At 65.7% G+C, this 17,008-nt stretch carries 17 protein-coding genes; 9 read left to right on the plus strand and 8 right to left on the minus strand.

The features are described 5' to 3' along the window. Positions 1-5 precede the first annotated feature (5 nt). From gyrB to dnaA, 5 genes are all read right to left on the minus strand, one after another. Positions 6-2,039, minus strand: a complete 2,034-nt coding sequence (gyrB, locus tag AC5Y5Z_RS10355) for a DNA topoisomerase (ATP-hydrolyzing) subunit B (protein WP_463826281.1) — start codon at positions 2,037-2,039, stop codon at positions 6-8. Positions 2,040-2,281: 242 nt separating this feature from the next. Continuing rightward, positions 2,282-2,818 carry a DUF721 family protein gene (locus tag AC5Y5Z_RS10360; protein WP_499925008.1) on the minus strand — a complete coding sequence of 179 codons (537 nt, stop codon included), beginning with the start codon at positions 2,816-2,818 and terminating at the stop codon, positions 2,282-2,284. Further along, positions 2,815-3,960, minus strand: coding sequence for a DNA replication/repair protein RecF (gene recF, locus AC5Y5Z_RS10365; RefSeq protein WP_499925010.1), 1,146 nt, complete (start codon positions 3,958-3,960; stop codon positions 2,815-2,817). Before recF ends, AC5Y5Z_RS10360 begins: the two co-directional genes overlap by 4 nt. Before the next feature lie 16 nt (positions 3,961-3,976). After that, a complete protein-coding gene (gene dnaN, locus AC5Y5Z_RS10370; RefSeq protein ID WP_463826278.1) occupies positions 3,977-5,173 on the minus strand; it encodes a DNA polymerase III subunit beta in 1,197 nt (398 codons plus the stop codon). 527 nt (positions 5,174-5,700) lie between these two features. Beyond that, positions 5,701-7,173: a chromosomal replication initiator protein DnaA gene (gene dnaA, locus AC5Y5Z_RS10375; RefSeq protein ID WP_499925012.1), complete on the minus strand. Its 1,473-nt coding sequence runs from the start codon at positions 7,171-7,173 to the stop codon at positions 5,701-5,703. A 576-nt stretch (positions 7,174-7,749) separates the two neighbouring features. On the opposite strand from dnaA, the gene rpmH reads away from it, so the two are divergent. From rpmH to AC5Y5Z_RS10420, 9 genes are all read left to right on the plus strand, one after another. Further along, positions 7,750-7,893, plus strand: a complete 144-nt coding sequence (rpmH, locus tag AC5Y5Z_RS10380; RefSeq protein ID WP_003898363.1) for a 50S ribosomal protein L34 — start codon at positions 7,750-7,752, stop codon at positions 7,891-7,893. Positions 7,894-7,917: 24 nt separating this feature from the next. After that, entirely contained in the window at positions 7,918-8,292 is a 375-nt protein-coding gene (gene rnpA / locus AC5Y5Z_RS10385) for a ribonuclease P protein component (RefSeq protein ID WP_463826276.1), read from the plus strand. Continuing rightward, positions 8,289-8,597: a membrane protein insertion efficiency factor YidD gene (gene yidD, locus AC5Y5Z_RS10390; RefSeq protein ID WP_463826275.1), complete on the plus strand. Its 309-nt coding sequence runs from the start codon at positions 8,289-8,291 to the stop codon at positions 8,595-8,597. The genes rnpA and yidD overlap by 4 nt, the downstream gene beginning before the upstream one ends. Then, on the plus strand, positions 8,581-9,675 hold the full coding sequence (gene yidC, locus AC5Y5Z_RS10395) for a membrane protein insertase YidC (RefSeq protein WP_463826430.1): 1,095 nt from the start codon (positions 8,581-8,583) through the stop codon (positions 9,673-9,675). Before yidD ends, yidC begins: the two co-directional genes overlap by 17 nt. Positions 9,676-9,779: 104 nt before the next feature. After that, complete coding sequence (locus AC5Y5Z_RS10400) at positions 9,780-10,331, plus strand: Jag family protein (RefSeq protein ID WP_463826274.1); 552 nt, start codon at positions 9,780-9,782, stop codon at positions 10,329-10,331. 96 nt (positions 10,332-10,427) lie between these two features. Then, positions 10,428-11,141: a 16S rRNA (guanine(527)-N(7))-methyltransferase RsmG gene (rsmG, locus tag AC5Y5Z_RS10405; protein WP_463826273.1), complete on the plus strand. Its 714-nt coding sequence runs from the start codon at positions 10,428-10,430 to the stop codon at positions 11,139-11,141. Further along, positions 11,138-12,154 (plus strand): ParA family protein, encoded by a 1,017-nt coding sequence (locus AC5Y5Z_RS10410; protein ID WP_463826272.1) that lies wholly within the window; start codon positions 11,138-11,140, stop codon positions 12,152-12,154. The genes rsmG and AC5Y5Z_RS10410 overlap by 4 nt, the downstream gene beginning before the upstream one ends. A gap of 3 nt (positions 12,155-12,157) precedes the next feature. Then, a complete protein-coding gene (locus AC5Y5Z_RS10415; protein ID WP_499925017.1) occupies positions 12,158-13,141 on the plus strand; it encodes a ParB/RepB/Spo0J family partition protein in 984 nt (327 codons plus the stop codon). 354 nt (positions 13,142-13,495) lie between these two features. Next, positions 13,496-14,257: an acetyltransferase gene (locus tag AC5Y5Z_RS10420; RefSeq protein ID WP_463826270.1), complete on the plus strand. Its 762-nt coding sequence runs from the start codon at positions 13,496-13,498 to the stop codon at positions 14,255-14,257. On the opposite strand, the gene AC5Y5Z_RS10425 is transcribed toward AC5Y5Z_RS10420, so the two are convergent. The 3 genes from AC5Y5Z_RS10425 to trxB all read right to left on the minus strand — a co-directional run bounded on the left by AC5Y5Z_RS10425 (position 14,254) and on the right by trxB (position 16,951). Continuing rightward, on the minus strand, positions 14,254-15,480 hold the full coding sequence (locus AC5Y5Z_RS10425; protein ID WP_463826269.1) for an N-acetylmuramoyl-L-alanine amidase: 1,227 nt from the start codon (positions 15,478-15,480) through the stop codon (positions 14,254-14,256). The genes AC5Y5Z_RS10420 and AC5Y5Z_RS10425 overlap by 4 nt on opposite strands. A 134-nt stretch (positions 15,481-15,614) precedes the next feature. Beyond that, positions 15,615-15,965: a thioredoxin gene (gene trxA / locus AC5Y5Z_RS10430; protein WP_463826268.1), complete on the minus strand. Its 351-nt coding sequence runs from the start codon at positions 15,963-15,965 to the stop codon at positions 15,615-15,617. After that, positions 15,962-16,951 carry a thioredoxin-disulfide reductase gene (gene trxB / locus AC5Y5Z_RS10435; protein ID WP_463826267.1) on the minus strand — a complete coding sequence of 330 codons (990 nt, stop codon included), beginning with the start codon at positions 16,949-16,951 and terminating at the stop codon, positions 15,962-15,964. The genes trxA and trxB overlap by 4 nt, the downstream gene beginning before the upstream one ends. Positions 16,952-17,008: the final 57 nt, after the last annotated feature.

A 17,008-nucleotide genomic window follows, 5' to 3' on the forward strand; every position in this document is an offset into this window, starting at 1 on the left:
GGGGATCAAACGTCAAGGAAGCGAACGTCTTTGGCGTTACGGGTGATGAAGCTGCGCCGGGCCTCGACGTCCTCGCCCATCAGGATGGAGAACAACTCGTCGGCGGCGGCGGCGTCATCGAGGGTGACCTGGCGCAATACCCGCACCGAGGGATCCATCGTGGTTTCCCACAACTCCTTAGCGTCCATCTCGCCCAGACCCTTGTAGCGCTGAATGCCGTCTTCTTTGTTGATCTTCTTCCCGGCCTTCTGGCCGGCCTCCAGCAGGCCGTCGCGTTCCCGGTCGGAGTAAGCGAATTCGGGTTCGCTGCGCTGCCACTTCAGTTTGTAGAGCGGCGGCTGCGCGAGGAACACATGGCCGTGTTCGAGCAGCGGCCTCATGAACCGGAACAGCAGCGTCAACAACAACGTCGAAATGTGTTGTCCGTCAACGTCAGCGTCGGCCATCAGCACGATCTTGTGGTACCGCAGCTTGGCGATGTCGAACTCGTCGTGGATACCGGTGCCGAGCGCGGTGATGATGGCCTGAACTTCGGTGTTCTTCAACACCCGGTCGATGCGGGCCTTCTCGACGTTGATGATCTTGCCGCGCAACGGCAGGATCGCCTGAAACATCGAGTCCCGGCCGCTCTTGGCCGAGCCGCCGGCCGAGTCACCTTCCACCACATACAGTTCCGACTTGCGCGGGTCCGTGGAGCGGCAGTCGGCCAGCTTCCCGGGCAACCCCCCGAGGTCGGTGGCGCTCTTGCGGCGCACCAGCTCGCGGGCCTTGCGCGCCGCGATTCGGGCCTGCGCCGAGGAGACCGCCTTGTTCACCACGGTTTTGGCTTCTGACGGGTTGGACTCGAACCAGTGCGTGAGCTGCTCGTTACACACCTTCTGCACGAACGACTTGACCTCGGTGTTGCCCAGCTTGGTCTTGGTCTGACCCTCGAACTGCGGCTCGGCGACCTTCACCGAGATGACGGCGGCCAGGCCTTCGCGGATGTCGTCACCGGTGAGGTTGGGGTCTTTGTCCTTCAGCAGCTTCTTGTCTTTGGCGTACTTGTTCACCACCGACGTCAGCGCGCTGCGGAAACCCTCTTCGTGCGTGCCGCCCTCGTGGGTGTTGATGGTGTTGGCGAAGGTGTGCACCGATTCGGAATAGCCGCCGTTCCACTGCATGGCGATTTCGACCTCGTGGCCGGTGCCTTTGCCGTCGAAGTCGATCACGCTCTGCTGGATCGGGCTCTTGGTGCGGTTGATGTGCTTGACGAAATCCACCAACCCGCCGGGGTAATGGAAGGTGCGGTGCTTGACCTTGTGCGGCCTCTTGGATTCGGCGGCTTTCTCCTCGGCGGACTTGGGGGCTTCGGCGTGGTCGCTGACCACCTCGTCGACCACTTCGTCCTGTTCCACCCGCTCATCGGTGAGGTTGATCGTCAGGCCCTTGTTCAGGAATGCCATCTCCTGCAGACGGCGGGCCACTGTCTCGAAGTCGTACTGGGTGGTTTCGAAGATGTCCGGGTCGGCCCAGAACCTGATGGTGGTACCGGTCTTGCGGGTTGCTTCGCCCTGTTTGAGGGTGCCGGGCACGGCCCGCTCGTAATACTGCGACCACTGGTGACCGTCGCGCTTGATGTCGACTTCCAGCCGGGTGGACAGTGCGTTGACCACCGAGACGCCGACGCCGTGCAGACCGCCGCTGACGTTGTAGCCGCTGTTCTCTCCACCGAACTTGCCGCCGGCATGCAGCTGGGTCATGACGACGTCGACGGTCGGGGCACCGGTGGCGTGCATGGCGACCGGGATACCGCGACCGTTGTCGGCCACCTCGACGCTGCCGTCGTCGAGCAGCTTCACATCGACCTGGGTGGCGTAGCCGGCCATGGCCTCGTCGACGGAGTTGTCCACCACCTCCCAGACGAGATGGTGCAGACCACGCTCCCCGGTGGAGCCGATATACATGCCCGGGCGTTTGCGGACGGCCTCGAGCCCTTCCAGAACGGTGATCGCCGAAGCGCCGTATTCGTCTTGTGCCTTCTTCTTCTGGGCAGCCACGTGCGGAACGCTCTCCTTGGGGATCGCAGCGACGATATTGGTTACCGTCGGCAAGTCGTCTATCACTCTACCGTGATGCACTGTCAGCACCGATCTTGCGGCCGCGTTTCTACCCATCTGATTGCGCCGTGCGCTCAGTTTCGTCGTTGTGGGCGCGTCCTGACGTTCCAGATATCAGTCCGCTAATTTCTGGCGGCTCTGAGACGGTGGCGTTTAAAGCGCCCCCGAGCGCCGGACGGTGCTTATCCGTACGTGTCGCGGGGTCCCCGGCCCGGGGAACTGCGGCGTCCTTTCCGCCACGACGGGGTGGCCGGACCGGTGATCTTCAGCGAGGTCACCACACCGTTGCCGACAGCGGCCGCGATCTTGGCCAGCAGCTGGGCCTGCATCAGCCGCAGTTGGGTGGCCCAGGCCGTCGACTCCGCCGTCACACTGAGCACGCCGTCGGTCAACGACGTCGGATTCGCATGGTCGGCGATCTGATGTCCGACGACCGAATTCCACTGGCCGAACACGGTTCCCTCGGCCACCTGCGCGGTCCAGCCTCGCTGCTTGGCGAGCTCGCTGGTCAGCCGGCCCAACGGTTGGGGATCGCGCGCGTCGGGTCCCGGTCCCGACCATCGGCGCCGTGAACCGGCCACCCGGCGGCGCGGCTCGACGGGAGCCGCCCGGCCCCGGCCGGCGTCCTGTCCCCGCGCCCGGGCCGCCGCACGCGCCTCTTCCAGCGTTCGCCGAACCAGGTCCAGGCCGCGCTGGTTGACATCGTCCTGATCGCTCATGCTGTGACCTCCGAGACCGGACCGGCGTCGCTGTCGTGTAACTCGATGTGCACACGGCCGGCCTCCCAGCCCGCGGGAATGTCCTCAGGTACGGCCGCGGTCACCAGCACCTGCTCGGCCGACTCCGCCACCGTCGCCAAGGCCCGGCGCCGCTTGGTGTCCAGTTCGGCGAACACGTCGTCGAGCAACAACACCGGGTCGCTGCCATCGGCGCGCAGCAGTTCGTAGGCGGCCAGCCGCAACGCGACCGCGAAAGACCAGGATTCCCCATGGCTGGCAAAGCCTTTGGCGGGATGCTCGCCCAGCCGCAATTCCAGGTCGTCGCGGTGTGGGCCGACCAGACACACCCCCCGCTCCAGTTCGGCGCCGCGGCGGGCGGTCAGGGCGGCCAACAGCACCGACTCCAATGAGTCGCTCTCCGCCTGCGGCGCCACCGTATCCGTGCTGGCGCGGTAACCGATTGCCGCCGAACGTGATTCGGGCGCCAACAGTTGATAGGCCTTCTGCACCTGCGATGTCAGTTCATTCACCAGATCGATCCGGGCCGCCATCAGTTGGGCACCGATTTCGGCCAGCCGGCCGTCCCACACCTCCAGCGAATCCAGCGCACCCCGATCACCGCGAAACCGGGCCCCGGACAACGATTTCAACAAGGCGCTACGTTGCCGCAGCACCTTGTCGTAGTCGGCGCGCACCCCCGCGATCATCGGCCGCCGCACGGTGGCCAACTCGTCGAGATAGCGGCGCCGGTCCGCCGGGTCGCCGCGCACCAGTGCCAGGTCCTCGGGAGCGAACAACACCGCCCGCAACACCCCGACGATCTCGCGCGTGCTGCGCACCGGCGACCGGTTCAGCCGCGCCTTATTGGCGCGGCCCGCGACGATCTCGAGGTCCACCGCGCATTCGCGACCCTCGTTCACCACGATGGTGGATACCACGGCGCGTTCGGCGCCCGCGCGGATCAGCGGCGCATCCGTGCCGACCCGATGGGATCCCAGCGTGGTCGAATACCACAGCGCCTCAAGCACATTGGTCTTCCCGAAGCCGTTACGACCGACGAATACCGTGCGCCCCGGCGCCAGTTCGAGATCCAACCGTGCCCAGGACCGGAAATCACGCAAGCCCAGATGCCGGACGTACACGTGTGCGTCCCGGCGATCAGCCCGGCAGCCGCACCGGCATCAACAGATACACGTAATCCGTCGGTACCGCGGGGAACGGACCACTGCCGCTGGGCACCGCATCGTCGGCCGAGGCCGGACGCAGCAAGGCCGGTTTGCCCGGAGTGGTGAACCCGAACGACACCCGCTCGGAGTGCAGCGAACCCAGCCCGTCGGTCAGGTAGGTCGGGTTGAAGGCGATGGTCAGCGGTTCCCCGGCGTAGTCGACGGCCAGATCCTCCTCGGCACGTCCGACGTCGTCGGCGCCGGCCGACAGCCGCAGCATGTCGTCGGCGAATTCCATCCGGATCTGTGCGCCGCGCTCGGCGACCAGCGCCACCAGCTTGATCGCTTCGGTCAACTCGGCGACGTTGATGGTGGCCACCGCGCTGTGTTCAGCCGGTAGCAGTTGCCGGAATTTCGGGAATTCGGCGTCCAGCAACCGGGTGGTACTGCGTTTGCCGTTGCCGCTGATACCGAGCAGGCCTTCTTTGCCGACACCGGATCCCGAACCCAGCGACAGCCGGACTTCCGAACCGTCGGCGCCGGCCTTGGCGGCTTCGGCCAGAGTCTTGGCCGGCACCAGCACCGAGGCCTCGATGTCGGGGGACAGCGCCGACCACGTCAACTCGCGGACCGCCAGCCGAAACCGGTCGGTTGCGGCCAAAACCACCGATTCACCGGAGATCTCGACCCGGATGCCGGTGAGCATGGGCAGCGTGTCATCCCGGCCGGCAGCGATGGCGACCTGGCCGATCGCCTCGGCGAACAACTCGGCCGGCAGCGTCCCGGTCTCCTCAGGCAGGGTCGGCAGGGTCGGGTAATCCTCCACCGCCATCGTCGGCAACGAAAACCGAGCGCTACCGCAGGTCAAGGCGACCCGGTTGCCGTCGACGTAGAAATCCACCGGCTTGTTGGGCAGCGCCCGGGTGATTTCGGACAACAGTTTCCCGGACACCAAAACGCTTCCCGGGGAGGCGATTTCAGCAGCGACCTGTACTTCGGCGGAGACCTCGTAGTCGAATCCGGAGATGGTGAGCCCATCCTCGGATCCGGTCAGCAACACCCCGGACAGCACCGGCACCGTCGGCCGTGACGGCAGGTTTCTCGCCACCCACGACACCGCTTCGGCGAAGGACTCCCGGACCAGCCGAAACTTCAAATCGGTGACCGCACGTGTTGTAGCCGCGTCCATTGCGTCCCTTCACACCTGTGAACTCAAATCCGTGGGCCAGCTCCCCCGCCGGCGTTGGGGACTCCCCGTGACGACCGCCGGCGGCAGGTATCCGCCCTGGCGACCGCAACAGCAGTCGAAGAACAACCGTAGAGCTTCTGGGGCGAACTTGAAAGCTCATCGCGCACCCCCGCAAACCAAGCTCGGGCCGCCGCGCAACGCCCCCGGACGAGGCTTGTCCCCAAGGGTGTACTTCAAGGAAGAAATGATGAAGAGATTTCAATAACAGTATTAGGGCGTGTGGAATCTGGGGACAACCCGGGCTTCGCGCAGCTAGCGGCCAGACGGGGCTGGGGATGACCGGGTCGCTGCCTGTGCGGGACGCGGTGGACGGCTGGGGATGAGCCACGGTTGTGCACTCAGGACGCACTGATGCACGCCGAACTCGCAGGGTTTGTGCACAGCCTGCGCACATCATCAGGCTGTTGCAGCTGTGACTCGAGGGAAGAAAGTTTTTCACCAAATTTGCGCGGGGGTGACGCAAGAACTCAGCGCTTGGAGCGCTGCCGGATCCGGGTGGTGAGTTCTTTGACGTTGTCGAAGATCTCGCGGCGCTGGGCCATCTCGCCGCGGATCTTCTTCTCCGCGTACATCACCGTGGTGTGATCGCGGCCGAAAGCCTGCCCGATCTTGGGCAGCGAGAGATCGGTGAGTTCGCGGCACAGGTACATGGCGATCTGGCGCGATTGCGCCAGCGGGCGCGCCTTGCCGGGCCCGCGTAGTTCTTCGACGGTGGTGTCGAAGTATTCAGCGGTGGCCGCCATGATGGTGGCCGCGCTGATCTGCATGCCGCTCGCGTCGGCGATCAGGTCGCGCAGCACGATCTCGGCCAGGGCCTTGTCGATGGGTGTCTTGTTCAGCGACGCGAACGCGGTGACCCGGATCAGGGCTCCCTCGAGTTCGCGGATATTGCGTTCGATGCTGCTGGCGATCAGTTCGAGGACGTCGTCGGGCACGGCCAGCCGCTCCACTTGCGCTTTCTTGCGCAGGATCGCGATGCGTGTTTCCAGGTCGGGGGGTTGCACATCGGTGATCAGTCCCCACTCGAACCGGGTGCGCAGCCGGTCTTCGAGGGTGGCCAACTGTTTGGGGGGCCGGTCGGAGGAGATGACGATCTGCTTGTTGGCGTTGTGCAGGGTGTTGAAGGTGTGGAAGAACTCTTCCTGGATCCCGTCCTTGCCTTCGATGAACTGGATGTCATCGACGAGCAACACATCGACATCCCGGTAGCTGCGTTTGAACGACACCTTGCGGTCGTCGCGCAGCGAGTTGATGAAGTCGTTGGTGAACTCCTCGGTGGAGACATACTTGACCCGCATGCCGGGGAACAACCGCTGCGCGTAGTTACCGGCGGCGTGCAGCAGGTGGGTCTTGCCCAGGCCGGACTCACCCCAGATGAACAGTGGGTTGTAGGCGCGCGCGGGCGCTTCGGCAATGGCCAGGGTGGCGGCGTGGGCGAATCGGTTGGACGAACCGATGACAAAGGTGTCGAACGTGTAGCGCCGGTTGAGGCTGGTTCCGCCGGCGGCCGCGGTGTCGGTGGTGTGCGGGCGTTCGGTGAAATACGAGGGCCAACTCTGTGCGTTGCCGGCGGGCGCATCGGTGTCGTCGGCATCGGTGCCGGGCGGCGGGCCCGCGTCGGAGGGTGCGAGCGCTCCGTCGTCCTCGGTGGGTGGGGCGATGCGGACCCCGAGTTGGATCTGTTGTCCGAGGCGACGGCTGAGTGCGTCGGTGATCTGGGTCCGCAGGTGTCGTTCGATCTCGTTCTGGACGAACACGCTGGGAACCGAGAGCAGCGCGAATCCCTCGACGATGGTCAGTGGTCGTACCAGATTCAGCCAGGCCCGTTGCTGGGGTGTCAGGGGAGTGGCAGGAGCGGATCCGTTACCGGAGTCACCGTTGAGTTCGGAGACGACCGCGTTCCACACTGTGGCGAATCCGGAACCCGGGTCATCGGTCAACGACGCATCTCCTGATCCGACGGTCGAGGGGGGTGGCGACGAACAGCTGTCCACATAGTTATCCACAGGTGTGGAAAGGACGGTCGATTACGTGCCGCAGCATAAACCACGGTCCGCGATCTCCGTGCTGGAAGACAATCATGAAGACTGTCCGGTCAGCTAGTCGATCCGCCATCCTCGCTTCATGGTCGACTCCAAACTTTTTGTCGACGCCGTTCCAAGTTCGCCCCAGCTTGGAAACGACACCCCGCGAAGCTAACAGTTTTCGTTGCGGCTGCCAACAGTTCTGTTGTATTCCGCTGGCGTTCTTGATGTTCTGGATCTTTCGGCGCTGAACGCCGCGTCACCACCGGCGGTGATATGCCGGTGGTGCTGGGTCTGCTGGGGCGAGCGAGGTTTGACCAGGCGAACCCGCATCAGTACCCTCAAACAGTCGCCCGAAAGTCGGCGATACGGCTGCGACCCGGACCCAATGCCCGGGGACCGCGCCGGCCAGCTAGCGAGACACTCTCCGACCAACGGGCTGCAAAGCATCTGCGGGCGGATGGTTATGCCAAACACAGCGAGGAGAACGCCGTGGCCAAGGGCAAGCGGACCTTCCAGCCGAACAATCGGCGTCGAGCCCGCGTACATGGTTTCCGGCTGCGGATGCGCACCCGTGCCGGGCGGGCCATCGTCGCTAACCGGCGCAGCAAGGGTCGCCGCGCTCTTACTGCCTGATCGCAAGATCGGGTTTGCCAGCAGGTGCTTTCTCCACGCAACCGCATGAGGCGGTCGACGGAGTTTGACGCGACGGTGAAGTACGGGATGCGCACAGTGCAGCCCGACGTCGTCGTCCATGTGCGCAGAGGCAGCGAGTCGTTGGGCGACCCAACCCGATGCCAAGCTCCGAGAGTCGGCCTGATCGTGGCCAAGCGAGTGGGCACCGCAGTCGAGCGGCACCGGGTGGCGCGGCGGCTGCGCCATGTGGCGCGGCCGATGCTGGAGAGTCTGCATCCGCTGGATCAGGTGGTGATCCGCGCCCTGCCCAGCAGCCGGCACGTGTCGTCGGCCTGGCTGGAGCAGCAACTGCGCCGCGGCCTGCGCCGGGCTTTCGAATTGGCGGGAACCGAGCGGTGAGCACACCAAGTATCGGCAACCCCGTGGTGCGTGCCACGATCTCTGTGATCCAGCTTTACCGGCACATGGTGTCGCCACTGCGGCCGGCCACGTGCCGGTTCATCCCGACGTGCAGTCAGTACGCCGTGGCGGCATTGGCCGAATACGGCATGCTCCGCGGGAGCTGGCTGGCGGTGGCCAGACTCGCCAAGTGTGGACCCTGGCACCGGGGCGGATGGGACCCGATCCCTGAGCGCCGGGCTGACTTCGATGACGCCGCCGTCGACCGCGCGGCACCGCAACGGGGGAGTGACACTTTTGTTTGATTGGTTCAGCCTCGACTTCGTCTACTACCCGGTGTCGTGGATTATGTGGGTCTGGTACAAAGCGTTCGCTTTCGTGCTGGGGCCGGACAACTTCTTCGCCTGGGCGTTGTCGGTGATGTTCCTGGTCTTCACATTGCGTGCGCTGCTGTACAAGCCGTTCGTCAAGCAGATTCGGACCACGCGGCAAATGCAGGAGCTGCAACCGCAGATCAAGGCCCTGCAGAAGAAGTACGGCAAGGACCGCCAGAAGATGGCGATCGAGATGCAGAAGCTGCAACGCGAGCACGGCTTCAATCCCATCCTGGGTTGCTTGCCGATGCTGGCCCAGCTGCCGGTGTTCCTTGGGCTGTATCACGTGTTGCGCTCGTTCAACCGGACCACCGGCGGCATCGGTTTGCAGAGCATGTCCCCCGAGCAGAACCGGTTGATCGGCAACTACGTCTTCACCGCGCTCGACGTGCAGAACTTCCTCAAGGCCAACCTGTTCGGTGCGCCGATCGGCGCCTCCATGACCCAGCAGGGCGGCCTGGGAGCCTTCGAACACTTCAGCCGCCCGGCAGTGATCGCGGTAGGTGCGCCGGTGATGATCCTGGCCGGCGTAGCCACCTACTTCAACAGCCGGGCTTCGGTGGCGCGACAAAGCGCCGAGGCGGCGGCGAATCCCCAGACCGCCATGATGAACAAGCTGGCTCTGTACGTGTTCCCGCTCGGCGTTGTGGTCGGCGGTCCGTTCCTGCCGCTGGCGATCATCCTGTACTGGTTCGCCAACAACATCTGGACCTTCGGTCAGCAGCATTACGTGTTCGGCATGATCGAGAAAGAGGACGAAGCTAAAAAGCAGGAAGCCATTGAGCGGCGGGCTGCCAACGCCCCGGCCCCGGGAGCCAAGCCGGTCCGCACGAGTAGGGCATCCCAAGGACCGGAGAATCGGTCCGAGTCCCCGGGTGCAGCGGACGGCGCAGCGAGCGGCGAAGAAGATCAGACCTCGACGGCTCAGGCGAACAAACCCAATTCGGCGGGCCAACGCCCGGGACGCACGCCGCGTCCGGGGGCGCGACCGAAGAAACGCAAACGTTAGCGAGCGCCCGGCACCGGCCGGTTCGGCCTGCCGGGACGCTCGAGAACCACCCCGCGGTGCGAGCACCGCGACTACCCAACCCGTGGATGAGGGGAGACATTGCTATGACCGATGCGGACACCACCGAAGTCGATATCGACACCCAGGAGAGCGACCCGGACGGTTCGGCTCCGGCCGTGGACGGTGACGATCTCGAAGACCGTCTGGTCGCCGAAGGTGAGATCGCCGGCGACTATCTGGAAGAGCTGCTGGACTTGCTGGACTTCGACGGCGACATCGACCTGGACGTCGAAGGCAACCGCGCGGTTGTCAGCATCGACGGCAGCAACGACCTGAACAAGTTGGTGGGTCGCGGCGGCGAGGTGCTCGATGCGCTGCAGGAACTGACCCGACTGGCGGTACACCAGAAGACCGGGGTACGCAGCCGGCTGATGCTCGACATCGCGAGCTGGCGTCGTCGACGCCGGGAGGAACTGGCTGCCCTGGGCGACAAGGTGGCTCGACGGGTTGCCGAGACGGGCGAGCGCGAAGCCCTCTCGCCGATGACGCCGTTCGAGCGCAAGATCGTCCACGATGCCGTTGCCGCGGTGGAGGGCGTGCACAGCGAGAGTGAGGGTGTAGAGCCCTCGCGCCGCGTTGTCGTGTTGCGCGACTGATGCGCGTGACCGGAAAGTGACCGGCCCGTGACCACCGGAGTTACAGAGGTGTAGTTCGGCGCCGGCACGGGCGAGGCGGAGGCGGAGACCGGAGGAATGTTTCACGTGAAACATGTCGATCCGCACGGGCGCGCGCAGCCGGATGAACCAGAAGCCCAAGCCGTCCGGGCGGCGGAACACCTCTTCGGCCCGCGAATCGACCTGGCGCGGCGCTACGCCGAGCTGCTGCGGACCGCTGGGGTCGAGCGAGGGTTGCTCGGTCCGAAGGAAGTCGACCGGGTGTGGGAGCGCCATATCGTGAATTCAGCCGTGATCGGCGAGCTGCTGGAGGAGCGTTCCCGGGTAGTCGACATCGGCAGCGGTGCAGGCCTGCCGGGCATCCCGCTGGCACTCGCTCGTCCAGACCTGCGTGTGGTGCTGCTCGAACCACTGTTACGCCGCAGTGAGTTTCTCGGGGAAGTCGTGGATGATCTCGATTTACCGGTCGAAGTGATTCGCGGCCGCGCGGAAGAGCGCGCCGTCCGCGACATCGTGAGAGATAGTGACGCCGCGGTGTCCCGAGCCGTAGCCGGACTGGACAAACTGACGAAGTGGAGTATGCCGTTGCTGAAGCTCGACGGACAGATGGTGGCGATCAAGGGGGAGCGCGCTCCCGACGAGGTCCGCGAACACCGGCGTGTGATGGCGGCGGCGGGGGCCGTCGATGTCAGGGTAGTGACATGTGGTGCGAACCTGTTGGAACGGCCGGCGACCGCGGTGGTGGCTCGGCGGGGGACACCGGCGCGACGGTCGCGCGGAGGCACGACATGAGGTTCGGTCGCAACACCGGGCGCCCGAGTGACGCGATCCCGCCCCGCCCCGACGCCCCGGTGCCTGCCGACCGGGTGGCGCCGCGGCCGCCGGTAGCGCACAATCCCACCGTGAATGTTTCACGTGAAACATCAACCGAGTTCGACACCCCGATCGGCGCCGCTGCCGAGCGCGCCATGCGGGTGCTGCACACCACGCACGACGCCCTCCCGCGACCGCGCCAGCGCCGGGTCTTCACCATCGCCAATCAAAAGGGGGGAGTCGGTAAGACGACGACCGCCGTGAACCTCGCCGCGGCCCTCGCCGTGCAGGGCCTCAAGACGCTCGTGATCGACCTCGACCCACAAGGCAACGCCAGCACCGCGCTGGGCATCACCGATCGCCAGTCGGGGACACCCTCGTCCTACGAAGTGCTGATCGGTGAGGTGCCACTACGCGAGGCGTTGCGCCGCAGCCCGCACAGCGAACGCCTCTATTGCGTGCCGGCCACCATCGACCTGGCCGGCGCCGAAATTGAACTGGTCAGCATGGTGGCGCGCGAGAACCGGTTACGCAACGCACTGGCCGAGCTGGACAGCTTCGACTTCGACTACGTCTTCGTGGACTGTCCGCCCTCCCTCGGACTGCTCACCATCAACGCTCTGGTCGCCGCGCCGGAGGTGCTGATTCCCATCCAATGTGAGTACTACGCGCTTGAGGGCGTATCGCAGCTGATGCGCAACATCGAGATGGTCAAGGCGCACCTCAACCCGCAACTCGACGTCACCACCGTCATTCTGACCATGTACGACGGCCGGACCAAGCTGGCCGACCAGGTAGCCGAAGAGGTACGCCGGTACTTCGGTGACAAGGTGCTGCGCACCGTCATCCCGCGCAGCGTGAAAGTATCCGAAGCGCCGGGCTACAGCATGACCATCATCGATTACGATCCCGGTTCGCGTGGGGCCATGAGCTATCTCGACGCCAGCCGCGAACTCGCGCAACGCGACCGACCACCAGCCGGGAGGGCATAACCAATGACGACTCCGTCACGCAGGAAGGGCGGTCTGGGCCGCGGGCTGGCTTCACTGATCCCCACCGGCCCGGCCGAGGGCGACGCCGGACCCGCAACGCTGGGTCCGCGGATGGGTTCGGCAGCCGCCGATGTGGTGATCGGCGGGCCGTTGCCGGACGCCGCCGCGATGGGTGCGGTGTACCGCGAAATCGCACCGTCGGACATCGAGCCCAACCCACGCCAGCCACGCCAGGTGTTCGACGACGAAGCGCTCTCGGAGCTGGTGCACTCCATCCGCGAGTTCGGGCTGCTGCAGCCGATCGTGGTGCGTGCGGTTCCCGGAACGCCCGGCGGTGCGCGCTATCAGATCGTGATGGGGGAGCGCAGATGGCGCGCGGCGCAGGCAGCCGGCCTGGCCACTATCCCCGCTATCGTGCGCGAGACGGGCGACGATAACCTGCTGCGCGACGCCCTGCTCGAGAACATCCACCGGGTGCAGCTCAACCCGTTGGAAGAAGCGGCGGCATACCAGCAACTGCTCGACGAGTTCGGCGTCACCCACGACGAACTGGCCGCCCGCATCGGCCGCTCACGCCCGCTGATCACGAACATGATCCGGCTGCTCAAACTGCCGATCCCGGTGCAGCGCAGGGTAGCGGCAGGGGTGTTGTCCGCCGGACATGCCCGGGCGCTGCTGTCGCTGGAAGCCGGGCCGGAGGCCCAGGAGGAATTGGCGAGCCGGATCGTCGCGGAGGGTTTGTCGGTGCGGGCCACCGAGGAGGCGGTGACCCTGGCGAACCGGGCAGACGGCAGTGCGCCGCCGCCGCCACGGCGCAAGCCGATCCAGATGCCGGGACTGCAAGACGTCGCCGAACGACTGTCGAACGCATTCGACACCCGGGTCACCGTCGCGCTGGGCAAGCGCAAAGGCAAGATCGTGGTTGAGTTCGGTTCGGTGGACGACTTGCAGCGGATCATCGACCTGATGACCTCGAAACCGGCCTGACCGGGCACGACCAGTCATCTTGTGTAATTACGTCACTGTGACAGTGCACTGGTCGGGCGCGGGTCCGCAGCCCGCGGACCGGCGCAAACACGCTGTGCGTCAAGCCTTTTCGACAATCGACGGGTCAACCCGGGTTGGTCGCGACCGCACGGGGGGTGGCGCCGGCCGGACAACGCAGCCGTCGGGCGCGCACTGGCCGGATACCCGTCGACTCTCCTATCCTGGAAGGGTTGCCGGTGCACATCAGGCCGGGGAGAGCGGGGCCAGCCACGCCGCCGTTGCCACGTCGCACAGACGCCGGGCGGCACGCCGAGGGCTATCGGGTTCGAGCGCCGCACGGAGGCTAGGAGACTAGTGTCAGCTCGGATTACTGCGCTGCGGCTCGAAGCATTCGAGCAGCTCCCCAAGCACGCGCGTCGGTGCGTGTTCTGGGAGGTCGATCCGGCGACCCTCGGCACCGATGACCAGCTGGCGGACCCGGAATTCGAAAAAGAAGCGTGGCTGTCCATGGTGATGCTCGAGTGGGGTTCGTGCGGGCAGGTCGCGACCGAGATCCTGGACGAACGCAGCCAGGCCGAGCCGGCGTGTGTCGGCTACGTGCTATACGCGCCGCCGCGGGCCGTTCCCCGTGCCCACCGGTTCCCGACCGCGCCGGTGTCGGCGGACGCGGTGTTGTTGACCTCGATGGGTATCGAGCGGGGGCAGGCCGACCCGGGCGTGGTGGCGGACCTGCCGCACAATTTGATCGGCCGGGTGGTCGACGAGTTGGTACGCCGCGGGGTGCGCGCGCTGGAGGCTTTCGGCCGTACCCAAGCAGCCACCGAGTTGCAGGAGCCGGTGCAGGCCGACCTGCAGCCGGTCGTTGAAGCGCTGGGGGACTGCTCGGTCGAACACTGCATCATCGATGCGGACTTTTTGCTGGACGAAGGATTCGTGGTGGTGGCGCCCCATCCGTACTTCCCGCGGCTGCGCCTCGAACTCGACAAAGGACTGGGCTGGAAGGCCGAAGTCGAGGCCGCGCTGGAACGCTTGCTGGAGAACGCCCAGCTGCAGGAGCCGGTCGGGGCGGCGACAGCCGGCAACACCTTGCAGGCGCCGGACGGTGAAATCGGTTAGGAGCCGGTGCTTCTGCTGGCCCGCTCACGCTCGACGCTGAGTTCGTGGGCCAGCAATTCGGCGAAGGTGAAGGTGCCGGTGGGCCGATCGTTCTTACCCAGCAGATAGAGCCGTTTCACCGCGGCCAGAATGCCTTCGGCGATGGCGTCGCGCGTCTGCGCGGCAACCAGCATCTGACGGTCGTTGGGGTTGGTGATGTAACCGACATCGACCTGAACGGTGGGCATTCTGGTGAGCCGCAACAGATCCCAGGTTCGGCCGTGGACGCGACAGTCCCGTAAGCCGGTGCGGGCAACCACTTCTCGCTGGATGAAGTCGGCCAGGTTGCGGCCGATGGTGGACACCGATCCATGCGAGTTGCCGAAGTGGAACGATGCCACGCCGGTGGCCGACGGGCTGGTTTGGGTTTCACACCGCAGACTGATCATCAGGTCTGCCCCAACGGAATTCGCGATGGCCGCACGCTCGGCGTCCGACGGGCTGTGGTCGTGTGGTCTGGAGCGGAACGTCTCCATGCCGATCGCGGTCATCCGGCCTTCGAGCCGACTTGCCAAGTCCCACAACACGTCTGCTTCGCTGATCGGACCGTCCGGACCGTAGCTGATCAGGCCGTGGTCGTTGCCGCCGCGGCCCGGGTCGATGATGATCCGCTTGCCGGACAGCTTGGGTCCGGACCGTCGGACGAGTTCCTCTTCCCGGATCGCGTGTGGCGAACCGCCGCTGACCCGGGAACTGAGAAAGTACAGGGACCGCAACGTTTCTGGGCCGCAGATGCCGTCGGCGGACATGCCGTATTCCCGTTGGTAGGACATCAGCGCATTGTGGGTCTGCAGACCGAAGTGGCCGTCCACCAGACCGGTGTAGAAGCCGAGGTCCTGCAGACGCGCCTGCAGGGTCGCGACATCGTCACCATAGAGCGGAGCCCCGAATTGGTGATACAGCGTGCGGGCGCCGAGACGGTAGGAAGCTTCCTTCAACGCCCGGTAGGTGGCCTCGCCGACAACACCGTCCACCAGCAGCCCGCGGTGCTGCTGGAATGCCCGCACTGCGTGGTCCAACTCGCCGTCGAAGACGTCGACCGCGACGTGGCTGCCGGTGTTCAGATCTTCGTCAAAATTGTCCAGCATTCCCAGTGCGGCCAGCGCGGCCCGGATTTCGGTGACAGCGGCGCCGCGGTCACCACAGCGCAGCGCGTCGCCGTCTTCGCGGCGCGGACTCGGCATACCAAGGGTCCTCCGGAACTAATTGTCACCACTGCCAATAGGCAGCGCAGTTAACCGGTATTGTCGCAGATCCTCGCCGATATCGGGAAAACCCCAGGCCAATCGGGGACCCGTTTCGTCCGGCGATCCGACTCTCAGCTGAGCCCGGGCACCGCCTCGGACAGCTCGCGCAGCAGCGCCGCCTTCCCCTTGGCGCCGACGATCCGCTTCACCGGTTCACCGTTCTTGAACAGAATCAGCGTGGGGATGGACACCACATCGAAGTCGACGGCGGTCTGCGGATTGGCGTCCACGTCCAGTTTGGCCACGGTCAGCTCGGCCGAACGTTCGGCGGCGATTTCTTCCAGGACCGGCGCCACCATCTTGCACGGGCCGCACCAGGTCGCCCAAAAGTCAACCAGCACAGGCTTACTGCTGGAGAGCACCGCGGTGGGGAAGGTCGCGTCGGACACCTCGATGGTGGCGGACTGCTCCGGATTGCTCATCGCTTGGCTCCAATCAGAGTGTCGGTACTGTCGGCGTGTCCGGCTGATTCGTGTTCGGCGAGCCAGCGCTCGGCGTCGATCGCGGCCGAGCAACCGCTGCCGGCCGCGGTGATGGCCTGTCGGTAGGTGCGGTCCACCAGGTCCCCGGCCGCGAACACACCGTCCAACGAGGTGCTGGTGGTGCGTCCCCGGACCAGGACGTACCCGTCCGGGTCGAGGTCGACCGCGCCGCGGACCAGCGCCGAGCGGGGCTCGTGGCCGATGGCGACGAACACCCCGGTCACCGGCAGCGTGGTTTCGGCACCGGTGACGTTGTCGCGAATCCGCAACCCGGTGACCGTGCTGTCGCCTTCGACGCCGAGTACCGCCTTGTTGGTCAGGACGGTGATCTTCTCGTTCGCCATAGCCCGGTTGAGCATGATCTTGGACGCCCGGAACTCCTCGCGCCGGTGCACCAGGGTCACGCTGCGCGCGAACCGGGTGAGGAAAGTCGCTTCCTCCATCGCCGAGTCGCCACCGCCGATCACGGCGATGTCCTGATCGCGGAAGAAGAACCCGTCACAGGTGGCGCAGGAGCTCACGCCACGGCCCAGCAGTTCCTGTTCACCGGGAACCTGCAGGTAACGCGCGGCGGCGCCCATCGCCAGGATGACCGCGCGAGCCCGGAACGTCTCGCCCTCGGCGGTCACCACGGATTTGACCGGCCCGTCCAGCGCCACCGACTCGACGTCTTCCATGCGTAGGTCGGCGCCGAAGCGCAGCGCCTGCTCGCGCATCTGGTCCATCAGCTCGGGGCCGGTGATGCCGTCGCGGAAACCGGGGAAATTCTCCACCTCGGTGGTGGTCATCAGCGCGCCGCCGAACGAGGTGCCCTCGAAGACCAACGGCTTGAGCTGCGCTCGGGCGGTGTAGAGGGCCGCGGTGTAGCCGGCCGGACCGGAACCGATGACGATTACGTCGTGAATGGTGTTAGCGGAGGCAGTCATGCGGGCCTTTCCAGCGCGAGCCGATCAAAAGACGAAGTGGATCTGCAAAGTTTACGA

This window comes from Mycobacterium sp. NGS29 (assembly GCF_059812965.1).